Source organism: Methanosarcina sp., assembly GCF_035390745.1.
In the GTDB taxonomy this organism is placed as follows: domain Archaea; phylum Halobacteriota; class Methanosarcinia; order Methanosarcinales; family Methanosarcinaceae; genus Methanosarcina.
Map to the genome: position 1 here is coordinate 40,532 of NZ_DAOOUJ010000017.1, position 6,000 is coordinate 46,531.

3 protein-coding genes are annotated in these 6,000 nt (G+C 45.2%); 1 reads left to right on the forward strand and 2 read right to left on the reverse strand.

Annotated elements, in window-relative coordinates; genetic code table 11:
* Nucleotides 1-389: 389 nt before the first annotated feature.
* Both mutL and mutS read right to left on the reverse strand, forming a co-directional pair.
* On the reverse strand, nt 390-2,510 hold the full coding sequence (mutL, locus tag PLL47_RS06350) for a DNA mismatch repair endonuclease MutL (RefSeq protein ID WP_502883681.1): 2,121 nt from the start codon (nt 2,508-2,510) through the stop codon (nt 390-392).
* A gap of 53 nt (nt 2,511-2,563) precedes the next feature.
* Complete coding sequence (mutS, locus tag PLL47_RS06355) at nt 2,564-5,266, reverse strand: DNA mismatch repair protein MutS (protein ID WP_324445357.1); 2,703 nt, start codon at nt 5,264-5,266, stop codon at nt 2,564-2,566.
* Between the two features lie 357 nt (nt 5,267-5,623).
* Between mutS and PLL47_RS06360 the strand changes: the two genes are divergently transcribed.
* On the forward strand, nt 5,624-5,773 hold the full coding sequence (locus PLL47_RS06360; protein WP_324445358.1) for a hypothetical protein: 150 nt from the start codon (nt 5,624-5,626) through the stop codon (nt 5,771-5,773).
* The last annotated feature ends 227 nt before the right edge of the window (nt 5,774-6,000 follow it).

Below are 6,000 nucleotides of genomic sequence, written 5' to 3' on the forward strand. Positions count from 1 at the left end.
ATAGAAAAGAGTGGCATCATTCCAGGAGTGGAATTTTTTTTCGTTTTTCTGGAAGTTGGGGTGTTTCTCTTGGGGGGTTTGAATGGGGGGTGTCCATTCTTTACTGGGGTTTGGGGGGTTGGGGTGTGAAAAATATTCTTTTGGAATGATGCCAGTGGGGTCAGTACTGGACCGACATCTACTCTACATATCAGTTATATTATATAAATCTATAGGAAATAATGATATATTTCCAGTTTAAACCAGTTTGATCTCTTCAAAATCAATAATCAGTATTCTTTCTATATATTCTATCGAAAGAATCCGTTTTTTATATTTATGTCCTCTCTTCCTAACAGCTCTTCTTTTCTGATTTTTTCGCTTTTTTTTCGTTAGGTAGTCAAAGTTCTTTACGGAGTTCTTGCAAACATCCTGTCCAGTTCGCCTTTCGTAAAGGTTATGACTGTAGGCCTTCCGTGAGGGCAGGAGTAGGGGTTTTCAGCGGTCCTGAGCTGCTCTATCAAATCTTCCATCTGCTTTGGGGTGCAGGCTGCCCCTCCTTTAATTGCTGCCCTGCATGCAAGGGTCTTGCTAACCTTTTCCGATATTCCTGTCTCTTTTTTGACCTTTCCTTCAGCCAGCAGGTCAGATATCATGTCATGAATTACATCAGTATCTTCAAGCCGTCCGAAAACCTCGGGCACAAAGGTGACTACATAGGTATTGTCCCCAAATTCCGAGATCCCGAAACCGTATTCCTCAAGGTAGGGTATGTATTCTTCCATGAGCACTTTTTCTTTCGGGGTGAGTTCTATCATTACGGGAGCGATCAGTTCCTGCACTCTGGATTTTTTGCTTCTCATGACCTGCTCGTAAAGGATGCGTTCATGGGCTGCATGCTGGTCAATAACTACAAGGTCTTCCCCTTTTTCAGCGAGGATATACATTCTGGAAACCTGGCCTATAATTCGGATGTCTTCGAGAAGGTCGGTATTTGCTTTTTGCTTCGGCTTCTGGCTTTGCTTTTCCTCTGCACCTGTTTTTTCGCTTACCTTCTCCTCGGGCTTCTTACTTTCCAGTTCTTTTTCTTCTACCTCTTTTTCTTCAGCCTTTATCTCTTTCGTCTTTCCTGCAAACTCAAGGAGGCGCTCGGATTTTTTCAACCTTCTTTCAGTGTCCTTTACAGGATAGGTGTAAGCCTCGAACTTCTCTCTAAGGATTCTATTTCCTCTGTCTAGAATTCCTGTTCCTTCTGAAACTGATAAAATCCCATTTTCTAATTCGATTGCTTTTCCAGCTGCTTTCTCTACCTTTATCTCGTCTGCCGCTTTTTTCTCAGGCATCAATTCCAGGTTGTCCGGTTTCTGAACCTTCTCTGATGGCTTCGGAACCTCAAATGTTTTCTGTAACCTCTTTACTTCTTTTTCCCTGATCTCCGGAGCAAGTCCGTGTTCCGAAAGGACCTTTTCAACTGCACGGATAACTGCATCCCCAATTTCCTTTTCCCGGCTGAAGCGGACTTCGGCCTTGCGGGGATGGACGTTTACATCCACTTCTCCCGGATCGAGGGTAAGGGCAAGCACTGCCACAGGATATCGTCCTTTGGGCATTTTTGTATAATACCCTTCACGGACGGCTGTAGTGATGGTTTTCGAGGTTACAGGGCGGGTGTTTACGAAAAGGAAAAGCTGGTCGCTGTCTCCTCTGTTCAGCTCCGGTTTTGAGATATAGCCCCGGATTTTAAATTTTTCTGTCCCATACTCAAGCGGCAGCATTGCCCGGGCGGTTTCAGGTCCCAGCAGGTTTACCATGCTGTTAAAAGAGTCACTTGATCCTGTATTCCTCAGAACAGGCTTTCCTTCGCTGAAAAGGGTGAAGGAAATTCCCGGATTAGCAAGGGCAAGCCTCATAACGGTATCAGTGATATGGGCAAGTTCCGTACGGTCGGTTTTCAGGTATTTTCGCCTTGCAGGCGTGTTATAAAAGAGCTCTTTTACATGCACAGACGTTCCCGGAGCAGTGCCTGCGTCAGAGGTTTCCTCTACTTTTCCTCCGTGGATTACAATTTTTGTGCCTGCAATATCTTCCGGTGGACGGGTAAGGATTTCCACCTTTGCTATGGCAGTAATGGAGGCAAGAGCTTCCCCCCTGAAACCCATTGTAGAGATCCTATCCAGATCCTCTATTTTCGTGAGTTTGCTTGTTGCGTGTTTTTTATATGCAAGGAGAGCATCGTCTCTGCTCATCCCGCAGCCGTTGTCCCTGATAAGGATGGAATGTTTTCCTCCTTTCTCAACTTCAATGCGGATTTCCGTTGCTCCTGCATCGATTGAGTTGTCTACGAGTTCCTTTACCACGGATGCGGGGCGCTCTATTACTTCTCCAGCTGCGATCTTATTTATCGTGTCCCTGTCAAGAATCCGGATTTTATTTTTCTGTTTTTCCATCTTCTCTTCCAGCTTTTTCTCAGCTTGCTTTTCTGTTTGATCTTCCGCTATATCTTCAACCTGCTCTTTCATCTGTCCTTCCATCTTTAATTCTATTCGTTTTCCTGCTTATTATTTCAGTTTTCTTCCCGCTTCTTTTAACCAAGCAGTTTTTTCAGCTCATGAAGTTTGTTCAGTGCTTCTATTGGCGTCATTTCATCCACATTCGTCTTTTTCAGGGCTGCTTCTACAGGGCTCAGCCCCCTTTTTACTTCTGAATTCCCGCTGCTGCTCCCCGGGTCAAAAAGAAGCATCTGGGTATAGCGGGCGGCTGCTTTGCCTTTTCTCTTCTTCCCGCTTTCGCTGTCTTCGGCTTCATCAAGCACGCTTTCCCTTTCGAGTTCCCTGAGGATCTCGTTTGCCCTTTCGATAACTTTTTCCGGAACTCCAGCAAGCTTTGCAACATGGATCCCGTAACTCCTGTCTGTTGCTCCCGGCACGATTTTCCGCAGGAATACTAATTCGTGGCCTTCTTCTTTTACTGCAATATGGTAATTTTTTACCCTTTTTAATTTCTCTTCAAGGGCTGTGAGCTGATGGTAATGGGTTGCAAAAAGTGCCCTTACACCTACCTTTCCTCTGTTGTGCAGGAACTCAACGACTGCTTTTGCAATGCTGTACCCGTCATAGGTGCTCGTTCCCCTGCCTATTTCATCGAGCAGCACAAGGCTTTTCGGGCTTGCGTTATTCAGGATATTTGCCAGTTCCACCATTTCGACCATAAAAGTGCTCTGCCCGCTTGCAAGGTCGTCAAAAGCACCTATCCTTGTAAAAACCTGGTCTATAATACCTATTGAGGCATAGGATGCCGGGACAAAGGAACCAGCCTGAGCCATAATTGCAATAAGGGCGGTCTGACGCATATAGGTGGATTTTCCTGCCATGTTAGGACCAGTAACCAGCAAAAACTGATTCTCCTTGCAGTCCATTTCCGTATCATTAGGGACAAAACCGCCTGCGACCGTACTTTCGACCACAGGATGCCTCCCGTCCCTGATAAGGATCTTGCAGTCTTCGGTGATCTGCGGGCGTGTGTAATTGTTATTTTCCGCAACCTCGGCAAGGTCTGCGAGGACATCAAGCGTACCTATCCTTTCCGCTGTCTGCTGGAGTTCCTTTGCATGGGCGGAAAGGGTCTCTGTGATTTCGGTGAAGATTTCATACTCCAGAGCCACGGCTTTATCGTTTGCTGTAAGTATCAGGCTTTCTTTTTCTTTGAGCTCAGGCGTAAAGAAGCGTTCCGCATTTGCCATGGTCTGTTTTCTTATATAGTCATCAGGCACCTGGCTGCTGTTTGCATTGGTAACCTCTATGTAATACCCGAAGACCTTATTGTATCCTACTTTCAGGGACCTGATCCCTGTCCTGTCCTTTTCTTTCTGCTGGAAGGCTGCAATCCACTGTTTGCTGTTGCTTGAAATATCCCTGAGATTGTCAAGTTCCTCGCTGAACCCGGGTTTTATCATTCCGCCTTCCCGGACGCTTACAGGAGGCTCTTCAACAATTGCTTTTTCTATCATTTCAGCCAGTTCTTCCAGTTCTGAAAAAGATGCAAGCCCTTCCGCAATTTCTTTTAATACCTTTGAACCGGCTTTTTCCAGAAGGCAGTCCCGGATAGAGGGCACAGCATCAAGGGATTTTTTCAGGGCTACGAGGTCCCTTGCATTGGCGTTTCCGTAGACTATCCTGCCCACGAGGCGTTCGATATCCCTCACGTCCGAAAGCCAGTCCCGGATATCGTAGCGGAGCAGAGGGTCTCCTGCCAGCTCTTCGACTGCGTCCAGCCTGAGGTTGATTTCTTCTACGGAGAGGAGAGGCTTTAAAAGCCATTTTTTCAGGATGCGGTTCCCCATCGGCGTCCGGGTGCAGTTCAGGGTCCTGTAAAGGGAATTATGGTCTCCTTCATCCCTTACATTTTTCACGATTTCAAGGTTGCGTAGGGTAATGGAGTCGAGAATCATGAATTCGGTGTTTGAGTAGGTCCTGAGGGTATTGATATGGGCAAGGTCTCTCATCTGGGTTGTCTTTGCATATTCAAGGGCAGCCCACGCTGAATAGACTGCAAGTTCCAGTTTTTCACAGCCCATCCCCTCAAGGGTTGAGACCCTGAAGTGAGTTTTCAGTTTTTCCCCTGCTTCTTCTATCCCGAAGATTTCCGGCGAAAATTGCTGTACAACCGTCTGTTCCTTTAGCCTGTCAACGAGTTCCGAATTCCCATACAGGGTTGGAGGAAGGATGCATTCCGAAGGCTTCATACGGGCAAGTTCGCTGAGTAATTTTTCAAAGTGCTCGGAGTCTGTGAACTGAGTTGTGAGGAACTCTCCTGTTGAGATATCCAGGAAAGAAAGCCCGAATTCCATCTCTTTTTCCCCTCTTTTTCCGGGCTTTCCGATCTCTCTTCCTGCAACTGCCATAAGGTAGTTATTTGACGCATCCGAGAACATGGAAGAATCTATTGCTGTTCCCGGGGTTACTACCCTGACAACACCCCTCTTTACGACACCTTTTGCCTGCTTCGGGTCTTCGAGCTGTTCACAGATGGCTACTTTGTATCCTTTGTTTATCAGCCTTGGAAGGTATGTGTCAATGGCATGGTAAGGAATTCCTGCAAGCGGCATTCTCTCTCCTGATCTGTCCTTTCCCCTGGCTGTTAGCGTAATTTCAAGCTCTTTTGCAATGGTTTTTGCGTCCTCTCCAAAGGACTCGTAGAAGTCTCCCATCCGGAAGAAGATCAGGGTGTCAGGATATGCCTGTTTGGCTTCGTAATACTGGCGCATTGCAGGTGTCATCATTTCGGTCATTTTCTTACTCACTGTAAACCTTGAATCTATAAATCTTGAATATTGATATTTGAATCTGGAACAGATCTTTAGTCTGGAAAGAGGGTAAACCGGGTACATGGCTGATTATATTTACTTATCAGCCCGGCTTTTCCCACATCTCAGTTTGAATAGAATTTGGTGATATAAGTTTGCGTATGATTCTGGTTTTAAATGGATATCTGTTTGAATATCCGTTAAAAATACCATGCCTTTATCTTGAATCATGCTTCTTATATATAATTTAACAATTCGATATTGTAAGCCTGTTCAAAGGAGGGAATTACCCTGAGCCGCGAAAAATTAGTTGAGGTCTGTCCTGTCTGTGGGAATCCGGACGTGTACTACGAGGTTGGCGGGTATGCAGGTGCGGTTTACCACTGCAAAGAATGCGGGTATGTTGGAGCTTTTGTTATCGAGGCTAATGAGGAAATGATTGAGAAAATCAAAGAGAAGTATACACGGGAAAGGGAGAAAGAGGAACACTGATATTAATTATTTCATGTTAATCTGTTATTCGAGTCCTTTTTATCTCAATTCTTGTTTTTATGTAATTTCGTGCCTTTTGCAGCCTTCTGGAAGATGGAAAAATATAACTGATTCTTTTGTAATGTCAGATTCTTTTGTAATACCGTCTTTTAAATCTGTTATTTTTTCCGGGCTAGTTACAAAATCTGCGTTTTTAATCTGCTGGCTTCCTTAAGTAAATTCTGAAT

Excerpts from the sequence above, each read along its gene's own strand:
- mutL (WP_502883681.1), bottom strand. The coding sequence starts at position 2,510 with ATGGAAGGACAGATGAAAGAGCAGGTTGAAGATATAGCGGAAGATCAA.
- mutS (WP_324445357.1), bottom strand. The coding sequence starts at position 5,266 with ATGACCGAAATGATGACACCTGCAATGCGCCAGTATTACGAAGCCAAA.